The organism is Oculatella sp. LEGE 06141, assembly GCF_015207605.1.
GTDB lineage: Bacteria > Cyanobacteriota > Cyanobacteriia > Elainellales > Elainellaceae > Oculatella.
Genome location: NZ_JADEWO010000040.1, coordinates 21,707 through 45,972 on the forward strand (window position 1 = coordinate 21,707; position 24,266 = coordinate 45,972).

General features: G+C 51.9%; 27 protein-coding genes. 17 read left to right on the forward strand and 10 right to left on the reverse strand.

Translation table 11 applies throughout. The features are described from left to right. Window positions 1-6 precede the first annotated feature (6 nt). The 4 genes from bchB to IQ268_RS33035 form a co-directional block, all read right to left on the reverse strand. Window positions 7-1,533: a ferredoxin:protochlorophyllide reductase (ATP-dependent) subunit B gene (bchB, locus tag IQ268_RS22470; protein WP_193883925.1), complete on the reverse strand. Its 1,527-nt coding sequence runs from the start codon at window positions 1,531-1,533 to the stop codon at window positions 7-9. A 270-nt stretch (window positions 1,534-1,803) separates the two neighbouring features. Continuing rightward, window positions 1,804-2,907, reverse strand: a complete 1,104-nt coding sequence (locus IQ268_RS22475; protein WP_228035638.1) for a glycosyltransferase — start codon at window positions 2,905-2,907, stop codon at window positions 1,804-1,806. 149 nt (window positions 2,908-3,056) lie between these two features. Then, a complete protein-coding gene (locus IQ268_RS22480; RefSeq protein ID WP_193883928.1) occupies window positions 3,057-3,965 on the reverse strand; it encodes a glycosyltransferase in 909 nt (302 codons plus the stop codon). 479 nt (window positions 3,966-4,444) lie between these two features. Further along, on the reverse strand, window positions 4,445-4,576 hold the full coding sequence (locus tag IQ268_RS33035) for a hypothetical protein (protein ID WP_255527248.1): 132 nt from the start codon (window positions 4,574-4,576) through the stop codon (window positions 4,445-4,447). A gap of 421 nt (window positions 4,577-4,997) precedes the next feature. On the opposite strand from IQ268_RS33035, the gene IQ268_RS22485 reads away from it, so the two are divergent. Then, on the forward strand, window positions 4,998-5,270 hold the full coding sequence (locus tag IQ268_RS22485; protein ID WP_193883930.1) for a hypothetical protein: 273 nt from the start codon (window positions 4,998-5,000) through the stop codon (window positions 5,268-5,270). A 143-nt stretch (window positions 5,271-5,413) separates the two neighbouring features. Here the strand turns inward: IQ268_RS22485 and cysK are convergent, their stop codons facing one another. Continuing rightward, a complete protein-coding gene (gene cysK / locus IQ268_RS22490; protein WP_193883932.1) occupies window positions 5,414-6,406 on the reverse strand; it encodes a cysteine synthase A in 993 nt (330 codons plus the stop codon). 300 nt (window positions 6,407-6,706) lie between these two features. Here cysK and IQ268_RS22495 point away from each other — a divergent pair, with 300 nt between their 5' ends. The 8 genes from IQ268_RS22495 (at window position 6,707) to cysE (ending at window position 12,366) form a co-directional block, all read left to right on the forward strand. Beyond that, window positions 6,707-7,651 carry a zinc-binding dehydrogenase gene (locus tag IQ268_RS22495; protein WP_193883934.1) on the forward strand — a complete coding sequence of 315 codons (945 nt, stop codon included), beginning with the start codon at window positions 6,707-6,709 and terminating at the stop codon, window positions 7,649-7,651. Between the two features lie 80 nt (window positions 7,652-7,731). Continuing rightward, a complete protein-coding gene (locus tag IQ268_RS22500) occupies window positions 7,732-8,562 on the forward strand; it encodes a transporter substrate-binding domain-containing protein (protein ID WP_193883936.1) in 831 nt (276 codons plus the stop codon). Beyond that, window positions 8,549-9,202 carry an amino acid ABC transporter permease gene (locus tag IQ268_RS22505; protein ID WP_193883938.1) on the forward strand — a complete coding sequence of 218 codons (654 nt, stop codon included), beginning with the start codon at window positions 8,549-8,551 and terminating at the stop codon, window positions 9,200-9,202. The genes IQ268_RS22500 and IQ268_RS22505 overlap by 14 nt, the downstream gene beginning before the upstream one ends. Window positions 9,203-9,498: 296 nt before the next feature. Next, window positions 9,499-10,683 (forward strand): acyl-CoA dehydrogenase family protein, encoded by a 1,185-nt coding sequence (locus IQ268_RS22510; protein ID WP_193883940.1) that lies wholly within the window; start codon window positions 9,499-9,501, stop codon window positions 10,681-10,683. Window positions 10,684-10,765: 82 nt separating this feature from the next. After that, complete coding sequence (locus tag IQ268_RS33040; protein ID WP_255527249.1) at window positions 10,766-10,888, forward strand: hypothetical protein; 123 nt, start codon at window positions 10,766-10,768, stop codon at window positions 10,886-10,888. Between the two features lie 24 nt (window positions 10,889-10,912). Further along, window positions 10,913-11,116, forward strand: a complete 204-nt coding sequence (locus IQ268_RS22515; protein WP_193883942.1) for a hypothetical protein — start codon at window positions 10,913-10,915, stop codon at window positions 11,114-11,116. A 58-nt stretch (window positions 11,117-11,174) separates the two neighbouring features. Further along, window positions 11,175-11,507, forward strand: a complete 333-nt coding sequence (locus IQ268_RS22520; RefSeq protein ID WP_193883944.1) for an NIL domain-containing protein — start codon at window positions 11,175-11,177, stop codon at window positions 11,505-11,507. 28 nt (window positions 11,508-11,535) lie between these two features. After that, window positions 11,536-12,366, forward strand: coding sequence for a serine O-acetyltransferase (cysE, locus tag IQ268_RS22525; protein ID WP_193883946.1), 831 nt, complete (start codon window positions 11,536-11,538; stop codon window positions 12,364-12,366). Here cysE and IQ268_RS22530 read toward each other — a convergent pair. The 3 genes from IQ268_RS22530 to IQ268_RS22540 all read right to left on the reverse strand — a co-directional run bounded on the left by IQ268_RS22530 (window position 12,363) and on the right by IQ268_RS22540 (window position 15,559). Next, window positions 12,363-13,199, reverse strand: a complete 837-nt coding sequence (locus IQ268_RS22530) for a phosphate/phosphite/phosphonate ABC transporter substrate-binding protein (protein ID WP_193883948.1) — start codon at window positions 13,197-13,199, stop codon at window positions 12,363-12,365. The genes cysE and IQ268_RS22530 overlap by 4 nt on opposite strands. 19 nt (window positions 13,200-13,218) lie before the next feature. Then, on the reverse strand, window positions 13,219-14,421 hold the full coding sequence (locus IQ268_RS22535; protein ID WP_193884010.1) for an FAD-dependent hydroxylase: 1,203 nt from the start codon (window positions 14,419-14,421) through the stop codon (window positions 13,219-13,221). Between the two features lie 370 nt (window positions 14,422-14,791). Then, entirely contained in the window at window positions 14,792-15,559 is a 768-nt protein-coding gene (locus tag IQ268_RS22540; protein ID WP_193883950.1) for a YebC/PmpR family DNA-binding transcriptional regulator, read from the reverse strand. Between the two features lie 285 nt (window positions 15,560-15,844). On the opposite strand from IQ268_RS22540, the gene IQ268_RS22545 reads away from it, so the two are divergent. From IQ268_RS22545 to IQ268_RS22555, 3 genes are all read left to right on the forward strand, one after another. Next, window positions 15,845-16,348, forward strand: a complete 504-nt coding sequence (locus IQ268_RS22545) for a hypothetical protein (RefSeq protein ID WP_193883953.1) — start codon at window positions 15,845-15,847, stop codon at window positions 16,346-16,348. Window positions 16,349-16,893: 545 nt separating this feature from the next. Then, window positions 16,894-17,163 carry a WGxxGxxG family protein gene (locus IQ268_RS22550; RefSeq protein WP_193883955.1) on the forward strand — a complete coding sequence of 90 codons (270 nt, stop codon included), beginning with the start codon at window positions 16,894-16,896 and terminating at the stop codon, window positions 17,161-17,163. Window positions 17,164-17,291: 128 nt separating this feature from the next. Then, window positions 17,292-17,582, forward strand: a complete 291-nt coding sequence (locus IQ268_RS22555) for a WGxxGxxG family protein (RefSeq protein WP_193883958.1) — start codon at window positions 17,292-17,294, stop codon at window positions 17,580-17,582. A 311-nt stretch (window positions 17,583-17,893) separates the two neighbouring features. Here IQ268_RS22555 and IQ268_RS22560 read toward each other — a convergent pair whose 3' ends face one another. Then, window positions 17,894-18,508 carry a cobalt-precorrin-8X methylmutase gene (locus tag IQ268_RS22560; RefSeq protein ID WP_193883960.1) on the reverse strand — a complete coding sequence of 205 codons (615 nt, stop codon included), beginning with the start codon at window positions 18,506-18,508 and terminating at the stop codon, window positions 17,894-17,896. 180 nt (window positions 18,509-18,688) lie between these two features. Further along, complete coding sequence (locus IQ268_RS22565) at window positions 18,689-19,492, reverse strand: DUF1868 domain-containing protein (RefSeq protein ID WP_193883962.1); 804 nt, start codon at window positions 19,490-19,492, stop codon at window positions 18,689-18,691. 313 nt (window positions 19,493-19,805) lie between these two features. On the opposite strand from IQ268_RS22565, the gene holA reads away from it, so the two are divergent. The 5 genes from holA (at window position 19,806) to IQ268_RS22590 (ending at window position 24,184) form a co-directional block, all read left to right on the forward strand. Beyond that, on the forward strand, window positions 19,806-20,792 hold the full coding sequence (gene holA, locus IQ268_RS22570; protein ID WP_193883964.1) for a DNA polymerase III subunit delta: 987 nt from the start codon (window positions 19,806-19,808) through the stop codon (window positions 20,790-20,792). A gap of 145 nt (window positions 20,793-20,937) precedes the next feature. Further along, complete coding sequence (locus IQ268_RS22575; protein ID WP_193883966.1) at window positions 20,938-21,450, forward strand: DUF4168 domain-containing protein; 513 nt, start codon at window positions 20,938-20,940, stop codon at window positions 21,448-21,450. A gap of 162 nt (window positions 21,451-21,612) precedes the next feature. Further along, on the forward strand, window positions 21,613-21,873 hold the full coding sequence (locus IQ268_RS22580) for a hypothetical protein (RefSeq protein ID WP_193883968.1): 261 nt from the start codon (window positions 21,613-21,615) through the stop codon (window positions 21,871-21,873). A 115-nt stretch (window positions 21,874-21,988) separates the two neighbouring features. Then, on the forward strand, window positions 21,989-23,032 hold the full coding sequence (gene obgE, locus IQ268_RS22585; protein WP_193883970.1) for a GTPase ObgE: 1,044 nt from the start codon (window positions 21,989-21,991) through the stop codon (window positions 23,030-23,032). Window positions 23,033-23,326: 294 nt separating this feature from the next. Beyond that, the gene (locus IQ268_RS22590) at window positions 23,327-24,184 is read left to right on the forward strand and encodes a cyanophycinase (RefSeq protein ID WP_228035639.1); all 858 of its coding nucleotides are present in this window, start codon (window positions 23,327-23,329) and stop codon (window positions 24,182-24,184) included. The last annotated feature ends 82 nt before the right edge of the window (window positions 24,185-24,266 follow it).

Below are 24,266 nucleotides of genomic sequence, written 5' to 3' on the forward strand. Positions count from 1 at the left end.
GTTCAGTTAAGCCCCGACAGCTTCTTTGGCCGCGTACAGCACTTCTGCCGTAATTTGTTCAATGTTGCGTTCGCGGGCAAACTTCTCGGTGTTGCGCTTCACTTTGCCGCGCACAAACCCCGGAATCTTGTTGAGTTCTGCCAGACCATCTTTGCTCCAGTTGAGGTCAGAGTCGGCAGAAATTCCCTTGGTGATTCCTTCTTTGGTGTCGTGGCCGCCAAAAATTTCCAGCAGGTGGTCTTCCATCCCCAGGGTAAAGGAGTTGTACACCAGATCGGTAATCTGGTTGGTGCCTTCGTAACCCAGAAATGGCTTGTAGCCGATGGGGAAGTTTTGGATATGAATTGGCGAGGCAATGACCCCACAAGGAATATCCAGGCGTTTACCGACATGGCGTTCCATCTGGGTGCCAAAGATGGCAGAGGGTTCAACACGGGCGATCGCATCCCCAATCGCACCATTGTCATCGCTGATGATCACTTCGTCGCAATACTCGCTCACCTGGTCGCGGAACCACTCTTCATCGTATTTGCAGTAGGTGCCTGCCCACACGACATGAATGCCCATTTCCCGTGCCAAAATTTTAGTCATGGCCGCCGCATGGGTATTGTCGCCAAAGACCACGGCTTTTTTGCCCGTCAGGTTTTGGCAGTCGATCGATCGCGAGAACCAGGCCGCTTGCGAAACGTACAGGGTTTGCTCGTTGATGTAAGATTCGTAGTTCACATCAGCCCCCTGTTCGTTCAGCACTTGCTGAATTTTGCGAAGGCAACGAGCCGTTTCCACAACGCCCATCGGCGTGATGTCTACAAAGGGGGTGCCAAACTCCTCCTGCAAATAGTGGGCGGTCATTAAACCCAGTTCACGATAGGGCACCAGGTTAAACCAGGCACGGGGCAAGTTTTTGAGGTTATGAACCGATGCGCCTTCGGGAATGATTTCGTTGACCTCAATCCCCAAATCAGCCATCAACCGCTTCAGTTCGGTGCAATCGTGCTGGCTGTGGAAGCCGAGCGTAGAAGTACCAATAATGTTCACTGACGGCTTCTGGGTTTTGCCGTCTGGCAAGGTGCCCTTGCGACGGGCTTTCTCAAGGTAAAACTTAACCACTTGATGCAGGGTTCTGTCGGCGGCTTGCAGTTCATTGAACCGATAGTGATTCACGTCTGCCAGCATCACATCACCCTTGGCTTCGAGCTGGGCACGTTCGACAAAATTCTGCAAATCTTCCTGCAAAATGCTGGAGGTGCAGGTTGGAGTCAGTACAATCAGGTCGGGATGTTCTTCTGCATCCTTGCGCGTGATGTTATCAACCACCTTTTCTTGAGAGCCTCGCGCCAGCACGTTTCGGTCAACAACGCTGGTGGTGACTGGGGTAAAATCACGCTCCCGCTCTAGCATCGATCGCATGACGTTAAAGTAGTCATCACCAAGCGGCGCGTGCATGATGGCATGAACGTTTTTGAAGGAACTGGCGATGCGTAGCGTGCCGATGTGGGCGGGTCCGGCATACATCCAGTAAGCCAATTTCATAAAGTGATCTCCATTATGCTGAGGTGCGAACTGCCCAGGAAGGCTGAACTGAGCCAAGGATCTGAGGCTAAGGTTGCTTTTGATTGTCTCAAAGATGCAGCGATCGCGAGCGGTGACTTAACCGGGGGTTAGACGCAGATAAGGGTTTGAACGATCGCCCAAACCCTTATCTGCCTTAGGATAGAGTGCATCCTTGCGAACCAACTCGTCTGGTTTAATTGAAACGATTCTTAATTGTTCGTGATAAGCCGCAAAGTCTCGATAGTTCCTCTAGCGATACCGTGTCAAGTCCTCCACCGCAGACGACTTCATCGCCGCCCTGTCCCACAAATCGGTGAGCAGATGCTTGTGGTCTTGAATGTCTGACTTTTTCGCCTGAAGAAAACCAGCCTCGCGGATTTCAGTGGGAACGGGCTGGGTCACAATAGCTTGCACCTGCTCAATTGAGTCGTAGAGGAACCCTCCATTCCCCACATACTCTTGCAGATCGGGACGAATATTTGGCATACAAACACCAACTCCGGCGGCCTGGGCTTCTGCGATCGCCATCGGCCACCCCACCGTTGCCAGATCAAACGCAGCCGTATACACCAGCCATTGATGCTTTTTATACTCTGGAGGCATTTCGTTTGGCTCGACTGGCAAAATGATGTTGACCGGATTTCCCTTCGCCTGGTTGAGCGTTTTTAGCGTTTGCACCTCGTAACCAAGGGCATAAAGATTAAATTCGCGGTCGGGCAAGCAGGAGGCAAGCTGAATATAGTCCTCCATTTTTTTCTTGGGAATGGCCGCTCCCGTATTCATGATGGCATTCCCGTTGGGGGAGCGATCGTAGAACAGGGCATAGTTCACAACCGGATAGCAATCAATGATTTGGTTTGCCCGGATGCCTTGCTGTTCTAAATACGGTCGGGCAAACGGAAACGCCAATACGCCCAGGCACAGTTCATGGTTGGCCCAATGCAGGTTTTCTTTGATCTTGGCTACTTTTTGAAATTGCGGCGTGTTTCGTTCTAGAAATTGCCGGATGCGGCCTCGCCAGGGTTTAGGACGGAGGGCAAGCGTGTCGTAGGAGTGCGATCGCACCGTGAACGGAATTCCCAGTTCGGTTGCCAGGGGTGCCACAAACTCTAACTGGTTAAGATAGTGAGTGTGAATGACATCGGGTTTCACCTGGGCGATCAGGTCTTTAATCGCATCCTGTTCCGTTAAATGGTGATAGGGCAGGTGATTGTTGTACGGTACATTAGAAGGCTTGCGAGACACGATAGTGACATCATAGTCGTCGCAAACGGCTTCAAGTTCTGTCTTGATATAGGTTTGCGAGATTTGAGGATAACCTCGAATGATATACAGTACAGATGCCTTTTTCACAGTCGCTCTCCTGGAGGGGAATGAACATAAAATGATACCCATCACGAGGCTTGGCTCAGGGTACAATGAGTTGCAATTGAAGACGGTTTAACCCGTTTTCTGGATTGCACTCGCCCCTATTGCACTCGCCCCTTTTACCTGGCTTCTACTCAATTACTTGAGGGAACGGACGGCATTTGCCAGCCACGTTTCTGTAAGCTTTTTCGCAGATTCCAGGAGGCTTGACCCAAAACGTGACGCGGATGAATTCGTATAGCCCACAGTAGATTGGCGATCGCAGCCTGACTCTGCCCCATCTCGTAAGAGATGAGAGCGTGTTTTAATACAAAGTCGGCAAACGCTTTGGGATGCGCCCTAAAGATCGCGTGGTGCTTGCGGATGAGTTGATGAAAACTGACCTGTCGCAATGCCGGGTTGCGGGAAATGCGGGGGCCTTCATGCACCATCAGTTGATAGGTAACATTCGGCAAACCGAGGATAGAGCAGACCGGATTTAGCCTCAGGAATAGTTCCGTATGAACGCGAGACTGAAAAGACTCGTCATACCCGCCAATACTGAGCAGCAGTTCCCGTTCAACCACCAGGGTTTGTTTTGACAGGAAGGATTGTCCTACATCGATCGCTTCCAGGAAAAAATGGGAGCCACGGGGCAGCGTGGGCGGCAGGCGAGTTTGAACAACTTCACCCCTCTGATTAACCACCTCCAACCCAGACAGTACCGCTACGGGTTGGGGCAGCGTTGACTCAGCCAGTGCCGTGAGCGAAACCTCTGCCATGTGGGGCAACAGCCGATCGTCATCATCCAGGTAGGTAATGTAGCGGCCTCGTGCGGTGTGGGCACCTACATTTCGAGCGGCAGCCGTTCCTTTGTTTTCGGGCAGGCGAACCACCGTCAGCCGGGGATGGTCGGGCAGGCTCACTGGCTCAGGAGATGCATCATCAACCACAACCACTTCCACATCCTCCAGCGTTTGCTCTAGAGCGCTGTTTACGGCACGCGATACTAAATGGGGACGGTTGTAGGTGGGAATAATGATACTGAGACAAGGATTGCTCATGGTGGTAGATTAAGGGGCTAGATGAACATAGACGCGATCGATTGCCTCAACGGTGCATGGATTGAATACTACATTCGTGTGAGCATTCCTGTGGGGGCGCAGCATTTGGCAGATAGCCCTTGTAGTAATAGACCCAGAACTGTTGCCCGTAGATTGCTTCCCGCAGGGTATGCTAAGCCCCTACACGTGTTGGGCTACAAACTAGACTGTTAAGACAACCTCTTAGACCCACCGAACGAGTGTCATTATTGAATGGCACAATTATCCTGGGTTGCTGCAATGGCGGCACACCCGGACTGCACAGAACCGCACAGCTTGACAGAGAAGCTTGAGTTGGACAGATAGCAGTCTATATGAATGCTCGTCATTCTAAAGCAGCACCGTTATTGTGCTGTAGCTGCTAAGGCATCTTCACACAATCCTTATGTCGAATTAAATTGTTTGAAGAGGGGATAAAAATTTCAGGCACTCAACTGTTGTTAGCCTTGACTGACAACCGCTGCTGAAATGTTTGATTCATCTCTTGCTTCGGCTTCGGCTTCGGCTTCGGCTTCGCTCAGCCTGCGGTAGTGGTAAGGGTGAAGTGGATTGAGCGGAGTGGATTGAGCCAAGTCGATTGAGCTTAGTGGATTGAGCGAAGTCGAAATCCACGTCCCGACGGTCAGGTCAACAGGTTTACGGGCATTTCAGCAGTGTGAGGAGGTCTGAAACGGAGCGATGGCTCGACAGTTGCCGATGCTCATCAGCATAAAATTTGGGATATTGACTCTGTTTTACAGATACGGTAGGTTGAGATCTTATCGCCACTCTACTGAGTCGCGATCGCACCGCCCGAAAATTTAGTCAAACGCGACCCGAAGTTGCTCTCAACAACTCCGAGCCGCTGACCCAGCCAAACTGAAAACGGCAGTTGGTGGGCTAAGGAAGTATTTTAACTCTTCCCAGCCACCCCGATTTGCTATGAGCATTGGCACGGGGTGGCTAAATTTTTGGGTTTTCCTGGCCTGTCCTATTCCAAGGAAGTGAAAACCCATGACGCAATTGTTACTGAATTCTCCTGGAGCCACCAGCGCTCCAGCGTGCCATCCCTCGATCGCCCTTCCCCCCGAACGCGACCCGCTTAAGCATCTGCTGATTGGCTCTCCTCGCGCTATTCGTCACACGATTCACCTGTTGCATAACTTGCATTATGTGGAAGCGGGGTTGTGGAGTCCGCTGATTGCCATTCCCAACCATCAACTGATCATCACTCCCAACAATGGCGACATGATGAGTCTATTGCTGCGGCAGATTCAATTCCAGTAATTGAATGGTGAGGGCGATCGCCCCTCTTGCTGTACATCGTTCAAAAAAAGGAGCAAGTTGTACACTTTCTCCTCACATGGTTCTCCAGAGAAAACGTATCAATGATCGTTTTACAGCTTCTACAACCACTGAAGCATCAACCATTACACCGTCGGTGCCAGAGTCTTTTCAGCCGAAGGGAGGGTAACAAACTCAACCGGGGGCACATCCTTAAACAAAACAGTGCTGAGGTAACGCTCACCAAAGCTGGGTTGAATCATCACAATCAGCTTATCGGCGTTTTCTGGACGTTTACCCACTTCGATCGCGGCAGCCAGCGCGGCTCCAGCCGAAATACCAGAGAGTAATCCTTCTTCTCGCGCCAGACGACGGCCAAAGGCGATCGCCTGGTCATCGGTCACTTGTATTACCTCATCAATTAAGTCACGCTGCAACACTTGAGGCACAAATCCAGCACCGATCCCTTGAATCTTGTGGGAGCCAGGTTGCCCTCCAGACAATACATGACTGTTAACGGGTTCAACGGCGATCGCCTTAAAGCCAGGTTTGCGCTGCTTGAGTACGTCTGCCACGCCTGTAATGGTGCCGCCTGTGCCAACCCCTGCAATCAAAATATCAATAGCTCCGTCGGTATCGACCCACAGTTCTTCAGCCGTAGTCTCGCGATGAATTTTAGGATTGGCCGGATTGCTAAACTGCTGGGGCATAAAGGCATTGGGAAGGCTGGCTGCAATTTCCTCAGCCCGCCGAATTGCTCCCTTCATCCCATTGCTACCAGGAGTTAACACCAACTGAGCACCGTAGGCTTGCAGCATGGCGCGACGCTCCAGGCTCATTGTGTCTGGCATCGTCAGAATTAGCCGATATCCCTTGGCCGCTGCTACCATTGCCAAAGCAATTCCGGTATTACCAGAGGTGGGTTCCACCAAAATGGTTTGCTCTGGATGAATCAATCCTTCATCCTCAGCCGACTGAACCATGCTGACACCAATTCGATCTTTGACCGATGCTGCCGGGTTCATGCCCTCCAACTTCACAACGATCTGAGCAACACATCCTTCCGCTTGGGGGATTCGCTTTAAGCGGACTAATGGAGTTTTACCAACCAGCTCCGTGACATCGTTTGCAATCTGCATGGGTCTCACCTCAATGGATTAAAGGGATTGGCAATCAAACCAGTCAAACCGTTGTAACGTTGATATCACTACCATTCGAGTGGCGTACCGTTCAAGTGACACTCAAATGGCACTGAGTATACTACGGTAAATCGATGATTTTTGAGGGTTTTGTTTAACCTTAATGTAGCGTTGGAAACCAGCGATAAACGTAACGAATGGTATCACCTTTCATCATTATAATACGGTAAACCGATAGGATTAAAGTAGTTTATCGGCACGCATCACTTAAACCAATCAACTTGAGATGAGGCACTTCGTATGAGCATCCGTGCTGTTGTTGTTGATCCCAACGTCTCTGGACGGCTTGCCTTGCGGAATGTAGATGAACCCACACCTGCTCCAGATGAAGCTCTGGTGCGAGTTACTGCGATTTCCCTCAACCGGGGAGAAGTGAGGCGATCGACCACAGCCGAGGCTGGATGGCGACCGGGCTGGGACTTGGCTGGAGTGGTTGAAACATCTGCCGCTGATGGGTCGGGGCCACCGCAAGGAGCCAGAGTCGTAGGATTTCTTCGCTCTGGAGCATGGGCTGAACACGTTGCCGTCCCCACTCACTCGCTGGCTGAACTGCCTTCTGCCGTTTCGTTTGCCCAAGCGGCAACCCTGCCTGTTGCCGGGTTAACCGCCTATCACGCCTTGGCAAAAGGCGGTTCGCTCTTAGGTCGCCCGGTGCTCATTACAGGTGCTTCTGGTGGAGTCGGTCATTTTGCTATTCAGTTAGCTCGCCTCTCAGGAGCGCAGGTGACAGCCCACATCCGACGGCCAGAGCAGGAGGCGTTGGTGAAAGCCGCAGGAGCGCACCACATTGTGATTGGAGACGACCTCTCTGCCGCAAAAGCGCATGGCCCTTTTCACCTGATTGTGGAATCCGTGGGCGGATCAACGCTGGCAACAGCGCTGGGATTGTTGGCTTTAGATGGCACCACGGTTCTATTTGGCACCTCAGGCGGATCAGAGGTCACGTTCAACGCATCACAATTTTATGCAACGGCAGGCTCAACGCTGTATGGTCTGCTTTTGTTTCATGAGTTGAAGCGTGAATCGGCGGCGATCGGGCTGAAACGGTTAGCTGATTTGGTGGCTGCCGGCCAGTTACAGCCTCATATTGATGCCGAAGCCAGTTGGCTAGAAATAGCCGACTGGGCACAGAAATTGCTCGATCGCCGTTTTGTCGGTAAAGCAGTTCTGCACATTGCAGATTGAAGCAGACGGTTTTACCCGTCTGGTGTCAATGAATGATGCCACCAACCAGTTATTAACATTACTCAAGGTCAAAGTATCCAATGGCTAACGCTACACAGCAGGTTCAAAAACTGACGCGATCGCGTTTTTTACGTCTCTTTGCCCTGGGGTGTGCCAGTGCAGCGGTTCTCATTGCCTGTGCCTCCAACCCCACTGGCTCCACCGCTAGCGACACCGCAACCGATACAGCCGGACAACCCTTAGTGGTGGGCACAGAAGGAACCTATCCTCCGTTTAGTTTTCGAGATTTGCAGACCAACGAATTGGCGGGGTATGACATTGATGTAGCCAGGGAAGTGGCGAATCGGTTAGGCCGCCCCATTGAATTTGTACCCACTCAATGGAAAAGTATGCTGGCTTCGCTGGATGCCAGGCGGTTTGATTTTGTTGCCAATCAAGTATCGGTTACGCCAGAGCGGCAGCAGCAGTATGCTTTTTCGGAACCTTATACCGTCTCTGGAGCGGTAGTCATTGTTAGCAACGATAATCCTAAGCAGATTCAAAGCGTCGCTGACCTCAACGGGAAAGTAGTGGGCACCACACAGGGAAGCAACTATGCCGCTGCCGCAGAGGAAGCGGGAGCCGAGGTGAAATACTACTCTGGGATTGCTCAAGTTCTCAGCGATTTGCAGCAGAATCGGGTGGATGCCGCATTGAACGATCGCCTCTATGTTCTCACCGAACTGAAAGAGGCCAACTATAACGTTCAAGCCGTTGGAGAGCCGTTTAACGAAGAAGTGACAGCCTTTGCATTCAATCAGGAGAATGAGCCATTGCGGGATGAGGTGAACCAGGTACTGACGGAGATGAAACAAGACGGTACACTGGCAAGCATCTCAGAAAAATGGTTTGGTGAAGATGTCAGTAATTGACCTTCTCATTCGCTCACTGCCTCTATTGCTCCAGGGGGCACTGACTACTCTTTGGATTAGCCTGCTAGGAATGGCACTGGCGCTGGTCATTGGCTTGCTGGTTGCCATCCTGGCTCTGTCGGGGATGCGAGTTTTAGCCTGGTTTGCTGGCGTGTATGTCTCGTTTTTTCGGGGAACGCCGCTACTGGTACAGCTCTTTATCATTTATTTTGGGCTTGCTAACATCATTCGGTTTACGCCGTTTCAGGCGATCGTCATTGGGTTATCGCTTCACTTTGGCGCTTACATTGCCGAATCGTTTCGAGGCGCTATCCTTTCCATATCAGAAGGGCAATGGGAAGCGGCACGCTCATTAGGGTTAAAGCCATTTCATACCTTTATTTATGTTATTTTGCCGCAGGCATGGCGACGAGCAATTCCTAGCATCTGGAACTCATTGATTGATGTGGTAAAAGCCTCGTCACTGGCTTCTGTGGTTACGGTACAAGAATTAACCAATGTGGCCGACCAGATTAGCTCAGCCTCTGCGGTTGTATTACCTATTCTGTTGGAAGCTGCCGCTATTTATTGGGCATTAACCACCCTGCTGGATATTTTGCAACGTTACTTTGAACGACGCTACAGCTACAGCGATACATAGAGCCTGAACCCAGATCCAGGGCAGTGAACGGGTTATTTTAGGGGGCGTTAAGAGCGCGAACAGCAGCGGCTACCGGATGAGAGACTTTTAAACCAACCGCCAAGACTTGCTCTTTTGAAGCGACTGTGTGATATTCTTCAAAAAGTACTAAATCTCTACCGATTTACCGTAGTTTTGAAAGGTAGGTTTGAAACGTAAGGATAGCTCAACCGAGTCGTGCTTCAGCGCGAGATGCGACAGTTGTAAACGCCGTTGCAACCTACTATTAGAACCTGATTCCTTCATTTGAGTCTGCCATGCAATTACTAGCGAAGCGTGCAACCGACGACTACACAGCTCTGGTCAATTCCTTAACGGCAGAGTTTGCAGAAACCGCTGTCGAACGCGATGCTAAAGGCGGCACACCATACCATGAACGCGATCGCCTGCGGCAAAGCGGTTTGCTGAATCTGATTATTCCGCAAGCCTATGGTGGTTTAGGTGAAAGCTGGGCAACGACGCTGAAGATTGTACGCGAGTTTGCCAGGGTGGATAGCTCGATCGCCCATGTGTTTTCATACCACCATTTAGGCGTGGTGGTACCACACTTGTTTGGCTCAACCGAGCAGAAAGATTGGTATTACTCTGAAACGGTGAAGCAGGGCTGGTTTTGGTGCAACGCGCTCAACCCGCGAGATGTACGGGCAACCCTGACTCCAGAGGGCGATCGCTTCCGGCTTAACGGCATCAAAAGCTTTTGTTCGGGTTCCAAAGGTTCAGATATCATGCCGATCACAGCGGTGGAGCCGGAAACCTCTAAGTTGGCAATCCTTGCTATTCCCACCCAGCGAGACGGCATTACCGTCAATGATGATTGGGACAACATGGGACAACGGCAAACCGATAGCGGCAGCGTCACGTTTAACAATGTTGTGGTTCATCCAGAGGAACTATTGGGTATTGCAGGGCAGGGGAAAGAACCCTTCCGCACCATTCGCTCCTGTTTAACGCAGATCACCTTCACCAATATCTACTTAGGCATTGCTCAGGGAGCCTTTGCTGCCGCCAGAGACTACACCAACACCGCTACTCGCCCCTGGCTTACCGCTGGCGTGAAGCAGGTAGGTGAAGACCCCTACATTCTGCATCACTACGGCGAGATGTGGGTGGATTTGAACGGAGCCACCTGTTTGGCCGATCGCGCCGGAGAACTGCTGCAAGCAGCCTGGGAACAAGAGTGGGATCTCACTGCCGAGCAGCGGGGCGAATGTGCGATCGCCATTGCCACTGCCAAAGTAGCGGCAACACGGGTGGGGCTAGACATTGCCAACCGCATGTTTGATGTGATGGGAGCCAGAGCCACTTCTGCCAAACATGGGTTCGATCGCTACTGGCGCAATTTGCGGACGTTTACCTTGCACGATCCGGTAGATTACAAGCTTCGCAGTATTGGCGAGTGGGCGTTGAATCATCAATTTCCCCAGCCCGATTTTTATTCGTAACTATTCATACCAATGTCTTGTCCTCTCCACTTTCGGCCAAACAGTTCAGCTAATTGCTGATTTGCAACCGTAAGCCGCCCGAATGGTAGGGCAAAGAACGATTCCAGAACGGCTCGATCTGAGACAATCAGGTTGTCCCGCTACGCCAGAACTGGAGCAGTACACAGCCGCCGTTCAGCCCAACGAACCAACTGATGACCGTTAACCAATCGTCCTGGAGGAATTGATTATGTGGCGCAACCAAATTGAACTCGAATCCATTGATGCTGAATCCTGGTTTCAACCCAGAGCGTCTTTTCATCATCGCAACGCCAATGAATCCATCACTCAATGGCTTGACTTACAAGCCGTTGCAGAGGAAATCAATGATGGGCGATCGCCCGCTCACTCTGTCACCTCCGTTGCTTTAGCCCAACCCTGGTTTAAACGCTAATGAGCCGTTGAACGTTCCACTCGGTCATGTATTTGCCTATTGCATGGGGTAAACGGCTATGCCAGCACTGAGCCACTCTCGTCGCGATCGCCCACCCTTACGTTTAATTGCGGCTGTTCCCAACAGCAGCGTTACTCACCTGCGGCTTCGCGTTTACCTCCCTCAACAGTGCCAGCACCAGCCTATCCTCTCTCAGCTCATTGCCACCTCCGGGCTAAGGGTCAACATCACCGAAGCGATGCTAGGCCGCAATTTGGACACATCGGGCTATTTCGATCTGGAGTGGACAGGCACCATTCGACAAATCCACAACGGCTTGGAGTATCTAAAAGCGCTGAACCTGACCGTAAAAGGTAAGCCCAATGTAGACGGTGACGGCTGGTATTGCTAATTCTGATTCAACAGTAGGGTTTAGTTCAATGTCTAATTCTCAACTACCGCGCATAGGTTCTACCCAGCCAACTGAACGGAGCGCCAATACAACGTCTGCTCCAGTTACCAATCCGCCACCAGCCTCTTTGGTACAGCTATTGCGGACTGACTTACACGCTATTCGTGATAAAGATCCAGCCGCCCGCAACGGGTTGGAACTATTCCTCTATCCTGGTTTGCATGCCCTGTGGATTCACCGTGGTGCCCATTGGTTGCATGGTCGAGGTGTTCCTTTTATTCCTCGGTTAATTTCCCATTTTGGTCGGTTTTTCACCGGAATTGAAATTCATCCAGGAGCGACAATCGGCAACGGCGTGTTTATTGATCATGGTTTTGGTGTGGTCATTGGGGAAACGGCGATCGTGGGGGATGGCACGTTGATCTTTCAAGGCGTCACATTGGGCGGCACTGGCAAAGAAACGGGAAAACGTCACCCAACACTGGGTAAAAATGTCGTTGTTGAAGCCGGAGCCAAAATTCTTGGCAATATTCAAGTGGGTAACAATGTTCGCATTGGGGCAGGCTCAGTTGTGCTGCGCGACGCTCCTGATAACAGCATTGTGGTTGGCATTCCTGGTCGCGTGATGTATCAAAAACGAGATGCGGGTCAGTTGCCCACCGACGAACTGTTGCCCGACCTGGAAGCGCAAGTCATCAGCATTTTGTTCGAGCGGGTTAAGTCGCTCGAAATTCAAACCAACCAGTTGAAAGCTCAACTCCATCCAACTGTTCGCAATGGAGACGCGGCACCAATTCAAGCCACTAGAGAGCGATCGGATCACCTGATTGAAGACTTCTTAGACGGAGCCGGAATTTAACCGCCAGACGGCACCGCTTCAGCGCCAATGGTGGCATAACCTGCGGCGATCGCTTCATCATAAGCACGCCCAATCGCCTCATAGTCTGCCATGTCTACCGCAGCATAGCGCTGCACATCGGCTTGATCCATGGCCGCTTGCAGTTCGGCATCGGGGTGCAGCAGGGCAGAGCGCATCTGTTGAATCACCGTTGAGCCAAACCGTTTCGATGCCACTATGGGCGGCATGGGGCAGGGGCCGATCGCATCAATGACTCGCACCTGGTTCAGCAAATCTGGAAACTGCTGGAATTCTCGTTCTAACACCGTGCTGTCGATCGTGGCACAATCGGCGCGTCCGTCCCTCACCCAGCGAATCGACTGTTGATGAGAACCAGATTGCACCGCACGCCCCAAGAACTGAGGCGGTACTTTAGCTTGCATCAACCGCTGGCGCATCAAATTGTAGCCGCTGTTTGAACCAGGATCGTTGAAACAAAAGGTGGTGTGAGCCAGATCGTCAAACGCCCGAAAACGGCTAGCGGCACTAACAACAACATCCGCAAAATAAACTGGACGGCTCTGATAACGGGGTGATCGCATCACTGGAGCCGCCAGCACCGCTAACTGACCTGGAAACTGGCGATGATAGCGAACGAACGGCAGCCCACAAATGAAAGCCACATCTAACTGGTCGTGCTGCAATTGCGGGTCGTGTAGCGGATCAAACGGGCTTTGGGTGATGCGCGGTTCTATGGTTAGCACTCGCCCTAACGCCGCGGCGATCGCTTCATAAAACCAGAACCAGTTAGGTGCCAGATACGACACGAACGTTAACGGCTGGGATAGGAGCATGGGTTCAATCTCTATTGGCTTACCGCTGCGCCAGTTCTGGATAGCGTCCGCTCAATCCGGTCATGAGCTTGAGCGCAAGGAACCGTAACGGAGACAGCGATCGCATCAGGCGCAAACTCAGTCGCCGTGCCATCAGCAGCGGCAACCAGTGGTTGGAAAAGGCGCGATCGAGCAGGTCAGTAAACCCTAAAATGGTGAAATTTTCCCAGCGTCGCCAGCGTTCGTAGCGCTTCAGCACTCGCAAGCTGCCTACATCTTCACCCTGCTTCAATGCGGTTTGAATCACCTGGGCGAGTGCTGCCGCATCACGAATACCCAAATTCATGCCTTGTCCACCGACCGGATGGCAGCAATGGGCGGCATCGCCCACCAGCGCCAGCCGCGAACGAATATAGCGATTGCTGTGCATGAGCTGAACCTGGAACAGGAAGCGATCGCCCACCAGTTCCAGTTTGCCAAGTTGCCCCGCATACCGCCGATTTAGCTCTGCCAGAAAATCGGCTTCATCCACCTTCATCCACGCCTTTGCCTCCGCATGGGGTGCCGTCATCACAATCTGGCAGCGGTTGCCGGGTAACGGCAGGGTGGCAAAGGGGCCACTCGCCCAAAAATGTTCTCGGGCAATGTTGCCATGCGGCTGTTCAGGCCGAATCACTGCCGTAATGCACGACTGCCAATATTGCCAGCCGTGGGTACCAATGCCAGCCCGCTGGCGAATTTGCGATCGCGCCCCATCAGCAGCCACAACCAGGCGGGCACGAACCTGCCGTTCTTCTCCTGCCACGGCCAGCGTTAGCTCGGCGTGGTCAGCCGCGTAGATCGTGTTCACCACGTCTGCCGGACATAGCCACTCCACACTGGTTGCCCCCTCCAGGCGATCGTAAAGCGCTTGCAGCAGTACCCGGTGTTCGGCCACATAGCCCAACGCCTGTGTTCCTAAATCGGCAGGATTAAGATTCACCACGGCTGGACACTCGGCCTCGGCCAACCGAATTTGGCGGAAGGTTGTAATCTGCGGCAATATTTGTTCCCAAATCCCCAACCCGGTGAAGATCTGCCCCGACATCAGCGTAATGGCATAGGCTCGTTCTCGCTGAAACCCGGCGCTGCGCGGCTTTGCTTCAATCACTGCAATCCGCAATCCGGCATCTTTAAGAGCGCAAGCCAACGTTAGCCCGACAATACCACCGCCCACGATCGCCACGTCGTAATCAAGAGCCATTGGAACCACGCCATCCCTTTGCCTATCCGGTTGCGATCGCCAGGATGACGCTACTAAATCGGTCGATAAACGCTGATTGAACACGATTGCTACAAACGAATAAAACAGGGCGTTAAGGAGTTATACCCCTTTTATTGTGACGCGATCGCGGCACGCCTTCAAGTTGGCAACGCCTGAATGCCTGTTTTGGCAGGAGCAAGCCGAGGTTAAAAAAATCTGCCCAACATTCCGCAGAAATATTCCGGATGAGATATGGCAAATCAGTAGAAGTGTATGGTAGATGCACCCTGATTCAAATCCCTGGCCTCGGCTGGGGATTTTTTGTTTGGATAGGTTATGGGGGTGGGGCGATGCCAGACTTGCGCCAACCTCACACCATGCTGACCGCCATCAGCTCGTCCGACATCTCAAAATTCGCCGTTACCGTTTGTACATCGTCTAAATCCTCCAGCGCATCCATCAACTTCAGCAGCGATCGCGCCTGCTCGGCATCCGATACATCCAGGCTGTTTCCCGGAATCCAGCGCAGTTCAGCGTGCTGTACGCTGTAGCCCTTGTCTTGCAGAGCCTGGCTGAGCGGTTCTAAATCGCTGACCGCACAAAATACGTCTGCTCCCATTTGGTCATCCATCTCGGTGAGTTCATAGGACTCTGCCCCCGCTTCTAAGGACGCTTCTAGCAACGCATCTTCATCGGTAACGCCCGTTACCGTGGCCACGCCCTTTTGCTCAAACATCCAGCTTACACAGCCCGTTTCACCTAAATTGCCGCCATTCTTGCTGAAGGCGGCTCGTAAATCGGCGGCGGTGCGGTTGCGGTTGTCGGTTAGCGCTTCAATTAAGATCGCCACCCCACCGGGGCCATAGCCCTCGTAACGAATGGCTTCTAAGGCATCGTTGCCAGAACCAAACGTCCCTGCACCCTTGGCGATCGCCCGCTCAATGTTGTCGTTGGGAATACCTGCCGCTTTTGCCTTTTCGATCGCCGTTCGGAGCTGAAAGTTTCCTGCCGGGTCAGGAACACCTGTGCGAGCTGCCACAATAATTTCTCTAGAAATCCTGGCAAATGTTTTTCCTTTAACTGCATCAACTCGTGCCTTTTGGCGTTTAATATTAGCCCACTTACTATGTCCTGCCATGAATCGTCGTCAATACTCTATTCACATCTACCAAAAACTAGGATAGTCAAAGATTTACCTGAACAGATCGAATCAAGTGATGGGGTGTACTCCCTCTTCAGCATGAGGCATCCCACCAATTAAGTTCTAGCCAGAGAACGATTTAGAAATTAACTGAATTCAGTAACCTGAGAGCATCGATTTTCAAACTTATTTCGTTCCCTTCGGATTGGTGCTATCTGCTGCGAGCGATCGCAGTTCAAATTAACAGAAATACAAACATTAGCAAATAAAGGATAGTTCGTGATGAGTAAACTCCTGAGAGTTTTTGGAGCAGGTGCCCTCGCCTTTGGCTTAGCAGTTGTGCCCTCGACACTGCCCACTGTTGCCCAAGAGACAACCGCCCCCACTACCCAGCCATCTCTTGAAGACCCTGCATCTCCGAGTCCATTGACTCCACTGGAGCCATCGCCCATTGACCCAACCGCTCCCACCAGTCAACAGCCTGCTGTTCCAGGTCAAGATCTTGGGACAACGACTCAACCCACAGTAGATCCAGTACAGGTTGAGCTACTGCAACAGCAACAAACCGATATTCAGCAACAGCAAGAAGCCCTGCTTCAGGAAAATGCGACTTTGCAACAGCGTGTCCAGGAACTAGAGCAGCGCCCAAACTGGGGATGGGTCGGGTTGATTGGTCTGGCTGGATTGCTAGGATTGGCTGGCCTTAACAAGCGAAACACGGTCGATGCGACCCGGTATAGTGACCCTGTGGTGGGAACCGGAGTAAGCGATCGCGATCGCGTATAACATCCTTTAATCTACGTCTTCACCCAAAACCATAGGCATGGCAGTTGCGGCTGTCGTGCCTTTTTTGATTGAGCAAACTTCACCTGCGTCCGGGATGCAGCCGTTTGGCCTATCGTTCTTACAGCCATTTTCATTTGCATTCACCACGCCTCAAACCCCACACCCCACACCCATTTTTGCGATGTGGCTTACTCGATTGAGAACTGCTGTAACGTCTGCTTCATCAACCGCTTTAAAGTCCGCCAATTTATTAGAAACAATCACTAAAAATTAGGCAGTTCAACAATTTAGATGAGAAAGCAACTAACCCTAAATAACAATTCTGAGAACGGCGTATAACAGAAGTATTGCTAACCTCATTTCTGATAAAAACGCCTCTGTTTCTATAGAGATAGCTAAACGACTTTTAACTCTATGGCTAAAGATTGATTTAGGCAATACAACAAATGACTACTGTTAATTACGTAACGTTTGAGTCGCTACATAGTGCCACGCTGATTTAGCTGCTCATCCCGTTTACATCAACACAGTTTGAGGACTTTAACATGAAACGATTCAACCTACAAAAAGTTGCTGGTGCTGGTGCGCTTGCCCTTTCACTTGCTATTCTTCCCGTCGCCGCCTCTGCTCAGGAAGGCACAACGACCACCGATACGACTCCTACTCAAACCGATACAGCCGCCGATCGCGACTTTGACTGGGGCTGGTTAGGGTTACTGGGTCTAATTGGTTTAGCTGGTTTGACTCGCAAGAACGAAACCGTTCGCTACCGCGAAACCGATGAAGTTAGCAGCCGTCCTGGCGCTCGCTACTAAACCGTTGATTCACCGTTCAGCTTCAGTCAACGATTGGCTGAGAACTGAAACTTGAGAAGGCTTTTCAACCCTCTCCAGTCTGTTTACATCACTACCCTTAAAAGCCGATCTCGAAAGAGAGGAACCATATGACAAAACGCTCTAATACTATCAATTTTGTTGGGGCTGGTATTTTAGCATTGGGTGTAGCCTTGGCACCTGCTACCCTAACCGCTAATGCTCAAACCGATCCATCACCCACGAACCCGACCGTAGACACCACGCCCTTTGCCGAGAGTAGAACCGACTCGAACAATTGGGGATGGTTAGGCTTAATTGGTTTACTGGGTTTAGCAAACTTATTCCGCAAATCCGAGGAACCGACTCGTTACAGAGATCCAAATGTAACCGCTCCTGCCGGACGAAGAGACGAAATTTAGCATCACCGATAGGTTCCTTCATGCCCCAAAAGGTTGAGCATGAAGACCCAGTTGCACAACAGATTAATCACTTCCTGTTCCGACAGGACTGCTGCTAGCTTGTCCCGGAAAGGGAGTGTTTAAACAACTGTTTCAATGATGGCTGCCGAAGAGATGCTAACTAAGCGTCTCTTCGGCAGTTTCTTTGTTCGCAGGTGCTACAACTCCCATTTTGGGGAACTTTGAAACAGAATCGGCTTGCAAGTCCTCAAGGTTGCGGATTTGGGGGGCGATCGCAGACATTCAATAGTTCTAAACCATCCTATTAACAGTTATTTGGTGTCCCAGGCCAGAACCAGCAGCGCATTAAAGATGGCCGCCGCTGCCGCAGACCCCCCTTTGCGCCCTTCCACTCGAATTTGGGGAACCGGGCTTTGCGCTAAGGCCGCTTTCGCCTCCACCACCGATATAAACCCAACGGGTGCCCCAATTACCAGTGCTGGCATCAGAGAACTGGACGAGAGGCGATCGCACAACCTCAGCAACGCCGTTGGGGCATTGCCAATCACATAGATTGCTTCTGGAGCCATTTGCCAACAGTGCAGTAATCCTAATTCGGTACGGGTCTGGCCTGGAGGCGCTTGAGCTGGAGCGTGTTCGATCGCAGATAACAGTGGGTTCTGGAACGTTTTTTCGACCAGAGTGCAAATTCCCTGCTTCACCATCGTTACATCCGTCACAATGGGCACCTGCTGACGAATGGCAGCGATCGCGCCCTCAATTGCCCCCGGGCTAAAGCGAAGCAAGTGCTTGAACTCAAAATCAGCCGTGCTGTGAATTGCCCGTCGCACGATCGCATACTCGGATGGCGTAAAGTGATGCTCCCCGATTTCCTGGTCAATCACAGCAAAGCTTTGTTCCAGGATTGGATGGTTAAGTGAAGTCATGGACGATATCACCGCTTTCAACACTGAACAGGCAGAAACAAGGCGTGAAAACGTTGACAGCCCCGATGCGGCAACGCCCCCATAGGGGTAGAGACGCAAGCTACCTCGCGTCTCACATAACGGCATCTATTGTCCATTGATTCCGCTCATGGCGGGAGCGGCAGCCAGCGCAAGAAGCCGTTAAAGCTCTAACACAGCCCAGCCAGGATCGCGATCGTAGCGCGTCATGTCTTCAAATTTACGCAGTTCAGCTCGATTCACCCGAAGCTGGAACTCTTGCCGATCCTCCGCATCTGGATCGAGCCAGCTTTGGCTAATCTGAGTCAACGTTTGCCCCAGCCGATCGCGATCGACCGTAGCAGTAGCATCGCTGAAATAGCCCAGCGTCACATGTGCCGTGAAGTGATACTGCTGCTCAATTCCCAACCCCATCAGTGCCGAGTTCTGGTAAATAGCGCGTCGAAGCTGCAAAATGCGTTCGTACGATTCTTCATTCTTAGGAACCAGGCAAACGCCAACGCCTCGCGTGCGGACAATTAGCCCAAACGCTTGCCAAATAATTGGCTGTTCTGATTGAGCATACACCTGAAACTTCTGAAAGCTGTCAGCGATGCGATCGCACAACTTCGGTTCAAAGGTTGGATCGTCGTCAGCCGCATGATGATAGGCGCTATCCCAGATCAAATCGGCCAGCGTCAGGTGAAAACTGTCGGGCGGCACAGGCACAACCAACTCCGATGGAAGCTGCTGCAACATCTGCTGCTGCAACGTTTGCAGCCGCGCATAAAATGCTTCATTGCCAGTCTCGTCACACCAGGGTGGCGTAATCACCGAATAGCCCGCAAACGGAACCGGCTGAAATTCACCGTTCGGAAGCCGCTTAAACTTTGGTGAAGCCTGGATGTGCTGCACCTGCGATAGATAGGCTTCTGGTAGCATCATTCGAGCTACCCGGTTTACATAAACTTCGTAGGTATCATCCAATCTCGGTCGCCTCGCCTTTACTGAGAGAACAATGAAATCGCATTTTCTTTAATCTAACGATATTCTGCCTTAAAACGGAGAAGTTAAACCCAAAGGGTTGTCTGCAACCGATCCCCGTGAAGCAGCCCCGTGAAGCAGACAGTTCCTCTTCAAGAAAATGAGTACAGCGTATGGGACTATCAGAGGTTAAACGCTCTTACCATACCATCGTCTCTCCTGCTAAATATCTCTGTATCCCCTGCCGCTTTGTGAATGGATCGCGCGAATCCATGCCAATCGCCAGAATAGACTGTGTACTGGAATGACTTGCCGTATGCCAATTTACGTTTACTGGGGAGACGATGAATTTGCGCTTAACCGGGCAGCGATCGCCCTGCGCGATCGCACCATAGCAGCAGAATGGGCTAGCTTTAACTACGACAAAATCCCACCCGAACAGCCCGATGGCCTCACACAGGGGCTTAACCAAGCCATGACTCCCCCCTTTGGCACGGGCAACCGCCTGGTTTGGATTGTAGAAACCACCGTTTGCCAGCGATGCCCAGAGGAAACACTCGCTGAACTGGAACGCACGCTACCCGCTATTCCAGACACGTCCGTGCTGCTGCTGACCACAGCCACCAAGCCCGACGGTCGGCTGAAATCAACCAAGCTGCTGCAAAAACACGCCGAAGTGAAAGAATTTACCAGCATTCCACCCTGGAAAACCGATCTGTTGATGCAGCAAGTACGGCAAGCGGCGCAAGAAGTGGGGGTTAAGCTAACGCCCGAAGCCGCTCAACTGCTGGCTGAGTCGGTGGGCAACGACACCCGACAACTCTACAGCGAACTGGAAAAGCTGCGGCTCTATGCTGGTTCTGCACAGCAGCCCTTACCGGAAACTGTGGTGGCTACCCTGGTGGCTGCCTATAGCCAAAACAGTCTGCAACTGGCGAGCGCCATTCGCCAGGGCGATACGGGTAAAGCGCTGACATTGATTGCCGAATTATTTAACCGCAACGAGCCAGCATTGCGAATTGTGGCGGTATTGGTCGGGCAATTTCGTAAATGGCTATGGGTCAAGCTGATGACCGAATCGGGAGAACGGGACGATCGCACCATTGCCCAGGCCGCAGAGGTTAACAACCCCAGACAAATCTATTTTTTGCAGCAAGATGTCAAACCGCTGCCGCTGCATCAGCTCAAACGCGCCTTGTCGATTTTGCTAGAGCTAGAATTTGGTCTTAAAAAAGGCGCAGACGAATTCAGCTTTTTGCAAACTAAAGTGCTAGAGCTATGTCACCTCTTTTGCAGGAGATAAGGTATAGTTCGTGAAGGTTTAAGGTACGCTTCAAAAGAGTTGCAGGTGTATCAGGAAATGCCTTGACCTGGAACTTCCCTCACTTAAAATAATTCAAATCAATTGCGGACACTAATGTCGATTTCTGACCTGTAACATCAACCCTATGATCAGACTGCGTTTCAATTCCCTGTTTCCAACTGGCACCCCTTCTGGTTTACCCCGTTCCTTCACGATTGGGATTTTGTCAGTGGCAGGCTTGCTGTTTGGAGGGGTACCCACCCTGCAACCGCAAGCGTCTACACTGGTTTTCAGCGATACTGCCTCTGCTCAGACCGTAGCGATTACCACGGAAGAGGTGCGAAACTACGCTCGTTCCGTGCTGGCGATCGAACCCATTCGCCAAACGGCCTATGACGAGATTAAGCGGATTAGCGGCTCTAACCAGGTGCCAGCGATCGCCTGCCATCGACCCGATAGCCTGACGAGCCTGGGGCGAGATATCCGCCGAATTGCCGTCCAATACTGCAATCAAGCCATTGGCATTGTTGAAGGCAACGCGTTAACCATCACCCGCTTCAACACCATTACAACCAACCTGCAATCCAGTCCTGAATTGGCTACCCAAATTCAAGACGAACTGATCCGGTTGCAGCAGGGCACCTCTACCAATCCTTAAAACTCTCACCCATCCTTAAAAATTGGGTTCAACGTACGGCCTGAATACCATCAGCAAGCGATACCTCCTGCCCACCGTCAACGCTAAGGGGCAATCCCAAAGGGCACGCTGCAACCGCTAAGATTGTAGGGTCAATAGCAGACAATCTACCTCACCGCAGCTATGGCTCGACTTGACCCTTTCACCCTGCAAATGCAAATCACCCGGATGTTTGAGCAGGGACAATCCTTTTTTGCAACTACCAAAGTTCAAGACTGGCTGCGGGAGCGTAATGAAGATCCCGCAGCCTACGACATCACCTTTCACCAAAAGCCTGCCCCTCCTGGTTCGGGTCTGGTGATGGTGATCGATATCGAACTGACGCGGCGCGACGGGCAACCCGTTGACCCGTGGCTGCAAGACGAAGTGAATCGACACGGTTAACCGCTCGCATCCAATTGGCGTTGCTGGCATTCTGCGGCTGAATCGCTCTTTGTCGTCAAGACTCGCTACGATGGACAGATAATGATGGACAGAGCGAAGCACCTGTTTTCTTGCAATGCAATTTATTGACCAGGCAGAAATTGAAGTCGAAGCGGGCGATGGCGGTGATGGCATGGTGGCCTTTCGTCGCGAAAAGTACGTTCCGGCAGGCGGGCCAGCGGGCGGCAACGGTGGACATGGCGGCTCGGTGGTTCTGGTTGCCGTTACCCGACTGCAAACCTTATTAGACTTCAGATATGCTCGCCGCTTTAAAGCCAGCAACGGGCAGAGGGGCGGGCCTAAAAGTATGACTGGAGCCTCAGGGCAGGATCTAACCATTGAGGTTCCCTGTGGCACGATGGTTTACGATGCCGAAACGGGCGAAGTGCTGGGCGATTTGGTTAGCCCTGGGCAAACGCTAAAAGTGGCGCAGGGCGGCAAAGGTGGACTGGGCAACAAGCATTTTTTGAGCAACCGCAATCGCGCCCCCGAACATGCCTTACCTGGCTTGCCTGGAGAACATCGCACGGTTCGCCTGGAGTTAAAGCTGCTGGCAGAAGTTGGCATTATTGGGCTGCCGAATGCTGGCAAATCGACGTTGATTTCAGCTCTCTCTGCGGCTCGACCCAAAGTAGCCGACTATCCCTTTACAACCCTGATTCCCAACCTGGGTGTTGTGCGGAAACCTACTGGCGATGGAACGGTGTTTGCCGATATTCCTGGACTTATTGCAGGTGCCCATCTGGGAGCGGGGTTAGGTCACGATTTCCTGCGCCATATTGAACGAACCCGGCTGTTGCTGCACCTGGTTGATGCAACGGTTGACGATCCAGTGGCAGATTATCAAACCATCCAGACTGAGCTAGAAGCCTATGGTCGAGGCTTAGCCAACCGTCCGCAAATTTTGGGGCTAAACAAAGTAGACGCGATCGCAGACACCGAGGCGATCGCAGACATCGCTCAACAGCTCCACCAGTTGAGTCAGGCTCCCGTGTTCATCATCTCGGCGGTGGCTGGAATCGGCCTGGATCAGCTCTTACAAGCCGTTTGGCAAACCCTGGATGCCGCAGGTGAACCGGATGAATTCATCCCTCAACCGTTTTCTAGCCAGCTTGCTTAGCTAGCTAGCCTGAGGTGAATCGGCACTGCAAAACGTTCTACAGGCTCAGCCAAATACAGGCTGTGTGGAAACCCTGACTCATACGTCAGCAGAATGTGCAGAAATGTTTACGAAGTGAGATACTAATTCAATACGAGCGATCGCCCAACCGGGTTTCGGTCGTTAATAGTGCTGCTCCATAGCATGTGACTTTCTCGACCCATGAGACTGCCGTTAGTGGGTCGCTCAACTGAAAGACCACGTCCTCGCTAGGCTGCTGGGGCAGTTTGGCTTGATTTCTAGTCCAGGAGCGCTATGACGCTGCAACTCAAACCTGAATTTCTGCAAAGGATGCCTCAGCTCAAGAGAACCGCAGTACTGGTAATCGGCGGTGCCGAAGATAAGGTTCACGGACGGCAAATCTTGTCCACTTTCTTTGAACGTGCTGGAGGAACCGATGCTCGGATCGGCATCATCCCCTGTGCGTCTCGTGAACCGGATGCGATTGGTACCCGATACCACAACATTTTTGAAGAAATGGGCGCAAAGTCGATCGAGGTTATCGACGTGCGAGAACGAGAGCAGAGCGATAACCCTGTTTGGCAAACGTTTCTGGACGATTGCACGGGTGTCTTTATGACGGGCGGCGACCAGTTGCGCTTGTGCGATTTGCTCGCAAACACCTCGATTATGGAGCGGGTACGGATGCGTGCCCAACTGGGAGAAATTACCCTGGCTGGAACCAGTGCGGGTGCTGCCGTAATGGGGCACCAAATGATTGCAGGTGGCGGTAGTGGGGAGTCGCCTAACCGTTCGCTGGTAGATTTGTCCACCGGGCTAGGCATTATTCCAGAAGTGATTGTCGATCAGCATTTTCATAACCGCAACCGCATGGCTCGCTTGATGAGCGCGATCGCCACCTGTCCCGATAAACTCGGCATTGGAATCGATGAAGATACCTGCGCTTTGTTTGAAAGCGACGGCGTGTTTCAGGTGATTGGCAAAGGCACCGTCACCATCGTTGATGCCGACCATGTGTTTTACACCAATCAAGCCGATGTTAGCCCTGGAGATCCCCTCAGTATCCACAACCTGCGGGTTCATATCCTGAGCCAGGGCGATCGCTACAACATCAACAAACGATTAGTTTTGTCCCCTTTGCATCATTCTTAAATGAATTCCGGCTCTATGCTTAAGAAGCGTCTGTGTGCGGGCTTCTAGATCCAGAAAGAAGCGCTTTTTTGACGAATAGCAT

Coding starts and splice junctions, on each gene's coding strand:
- IQ268_RS22540 (WP_193883950.1), bottom strand. CDS start 15,559: ATGGCAGGACATAGTAAGTGGGCTAATATTAAACGCCAAAAGGCACGA.
- IQ268_RS22575 (WP_193883966.1), top strand. CDS start 20,938: ATGATCAGACTGCGTTTCAATTCCCTGTTTCCAACTGGCACCCCTTCT.
- cysK (WP_193883932.1), bottom strand. CDS start 6,406: ATGCAGATTGCAAACGATGTCACGGAGCTGGTTGGTAAAACTCCATTA.
- IQ268_RS22480 (WP_193883928.1), bottom strand. CDS start 3,965: ATGAGCAATCCTTGTCTCAGTATCATTATTCCCACCTACAACCGTCCC.
- IQ268_RS22545 (WP_193883953.1), top strand. CDS start 15,845: ATGAGTAAACTCCTGAGAGTTTTTGGAGCAGGTGCCCTCGCCTTTGGC.
- IQ268_RS33040 (WP_255527249.1), top strand. CDS start 10,766: ATGGTAGGGCAAAGAACGATTCCAGAACGGCTCGATCTGAGACAATCA.
- IQ268_RS22535 (WP_193884010.1), bottom strand. CDS start 14,421: ATGGCTCTTGATTACGACGTGGCGATCGTGGGCGGTGGTATTGTCGGG.
- IQ268_RS22495 (WP_193883934.1), top strand. CDS start 6,707: ATGAGCATCCGTGCTGTTGTTGTTGATCCCAACGTCTCTGGACGGCTT.
- IQ268_RS22550 (WP_193883955.1), top strand. CDS start 16,894: ATGAAACGATTCAACCTACAAAAAGTTGCTGGTGCTGGTGCGCTTGCC.
- IQ268_RS22485 (WP_193883930.1), top strand. CDS start 4,998: ATGACGCAATTGTTACTGAATTCTCCTGGAGCCACCAGCGCTCCAGCG.
- IQ268_RS22560 (WP_193883960.1), bottom strand. CDS start 18,508: ATGACTTCACTTAACCATCCAATCCTGGAACAAAGCTTTGCTGTGATT.
- IQ268_RS22515 (WP_193883942.1), top strand. CDS start 10,913: ATGTGGCGCAACCAAATTGAACTCGAATCCATTGATGCTGAATCCTGG.
- IQ268_RS22555 (WP_193883958.1), top strand. CDS start 17,292: ATGACAAAACGCTCTAATACTATCAATTTTGTTGGGGCTGGTATTTTA.
- holA (WP_193883964.1), top strand. CDS start 19,806: ATGCCAATTTACGTTTACTGGGGAGACGATGAATTTGCGCTTAACCGG.
- IQ268_RS22580 (WP_193883968.1), top strand. CDS start 21,613: ATGGCTCGACTTGACCCTTTCACCCTGCAAATGCAAATCACCCGGATG.
- IQ268_RS22505 (WP_193883938.1), top strand. CDS start 8,549: ATGTCAGTAATTGACCTTCTCATTCGCTCACTGCCTCTATTGCTCCAG.
- IQ268_RS22520 (WP_193883944.1), top strand. CDS start 11,175: ATGCCAGCACTGAGCCACTCTCGTCGCGATCGCCCACCCTTACGTTTA.
- IQ268_RS22590 (WP_228035639.1), top strand. CDS start 23,327: ATGACGCTGCAACTCAAACCTGAATTTCTGCAAAGGATGCCTCAGCTC.
- IQ268_RS22530 (WP_193883948.1), bottom strand. CDS start 13,199: ATGCTCCTATCCCAGCCGTTAACGTTCGTGTCGTATCTGGCACCTAAC.
- obgE (WP_193883970.1), top strand. CDS start 21,989: ATGCAATTTATTGACCAGGCAGAAATTGAAGTCGAAGCGGGCGATGGC.
- IQ268_RS22500 (WP_193883936.1), top strand. CDS start 7,732: ATGGCTAACGCTACACAGCAGGTTCAAAAACTGACGCGATCGCGTTTT.
- IQ268_RS22510 (WP_193883940.1), top strand. CDS start 9,499: ATGCAATTACTAGCGAAGCGTGCAACCGACGACTACACAGCTCTGGTC.
- bchB (WP_193883925.1), bottom strand. CDS start 1,533: ATGAAATTGGCTTACTGGATGTATGCCGGACCCGCCCACATCGGCACG.
- cysE (WP_193883946.1), top strand. CDS start 11,536: ATGTCTAATTCTCAACTACCGCGCATAGGTTCTACCCAGCCAACTGAA.